Origin of the sequence: Rhizobium sp. TRM96647 (assembly GCF_025780115.1) — a bacterium.
GTDB lineage: Bacteria > Pseudomonadota > Alphaproteobacteria > Rhizobiales > Rhizobiaceae > Mycoplana.
The window spans coordinates 1-1,364 of sequence record NZ_JAOXHF010000040.1; the positions used below are offsets into that span (position 1 = coordinate 1).

General features: G+C 61.7%; 1 protein-coding gene. It reads left to right on the forward strand.

The window, feature by feature from the left end; genetic code table 11:
• Positions 1–100 precede the first annotated feature (100 nt).
• Positions 101–1,297 (forward strand): IS256 family transposase, encoded by a 1,197-nt coding sequence (locus OCK02_RS26090; RefSeq protein WP_263815560.1) that lies wholly within the window; start codon positions 101–103, stop codon positions 1,295–1,297.
• The last annotated feature ends 67 nt before the right edge of the window (positions 1,298–1,364 follow it).

Consider the following 1,364-nt stretch of genomic DNA (forward strand, 5'->3'; position numbering starts at 1 on the left):
GATGATGTCCCAGGGAGTGGTGTAGCAGGTTAGCGGTGGCCATCAGTGTTTTTCCGGTAGGGTCGGTTTGTCAAAGACCAACCTGATGGAAAGACCACCGATGACCGACGAGATGATGAACCTGCGCTCGCTTGTTGAGAAGAGTGCCGACGCCGATTTGCTTCGCGAGATGATCGGGTTTGCCGCCGAGAAGCTTATGGAGCTGGAGGTCGGTGCGAAGACCGGCGCGAGCTTTGGCGAGAAGAACGTGTTCCGTCTTGCCCAGCGCAACGGCTACCGTGACCGGGACTGGGAGACCCGGGCCGGGACTGTGGAACTGCGCATCCCGAAGCTGCGCACTGGCAGTTACTTTCCAAGCTTCCTCGAGCCGCGCCGCATGGCCGAGAAGGCTCTGACCGCCGTCATTCAAGAAGCCTACATCCAGGGCGTTTCGACCCGCTCGGTCGATGATCTGGTCAAGGCGATGGGCATGAGCGGCATCTCCAAAAGCCAGGTCTCCCGCCTGTGCGAGGAGATCGACGACAAGGTGAAGGCCTTCCTCGAAAGACCCATTGAGGGTGATTGGCCCTATCTGTGGATCGATGCCACGTATCTGAAGGTCCGCCGCGGCGGTCGCATCGTGTCCGTCGCCGTGATCATCGCCGTGGCCGTCAATACCGACGGTCGGCGCGAGGTCCTGGGTATGGAAATCGGCACGTCCGAGGCCGAGCCGATCTGGACGGAGTTCCTGCGCAAGCTAACGCGGCGGGGTTTGCGCGGCGTCAAGCTGGTCGTCTCCGATGCGCATGAGGGCATCAAGGCCGCCGTTTCGAAGGTTCTCTCCGCGACCTGGCAGCGATGCCGGGTCCACTTCATGCGCAATGCGCTCGCCCATGCCGGAAAGAGCGGCCGACGGGTGGTCTCTGCCTTCATCGCCACGGCATTCGCCCAGGACACGCCGGAGGCGGCCAGCCAGCAATGGCGCAATGTCGCCGATCAGATCAGGCCGAAAGTACCGAAGCTCGCAACGCTCATGGACAGCGCCGAAGAAGACGTGCTGGCCTACATGACCTTTCCCCGTCAGCACTGGACCAAGCTGCACAGCACCAACCCTATCGAGCGACTGAACGGCGAGATCAAGCGCCGAACCGAGGTTGTCGGCATATTCCCAAATGATGACGCCATCGTCAGACTCGTCGGCGCGTTGCTGCTCGAACAGAACGACGAATGGGCCGTCCAGCGTTCCCGCTACATGACCCTTGAGACCATCGCCACAATGAGCGATGATCCGCTCATCAGCCTGCCAGTGGCGGGCTGACCCATTCCCGGCTCTGTCCGGAAGGCACGGCGAGCGCCGAAGCTACACCACTCCCTGGGACATCATC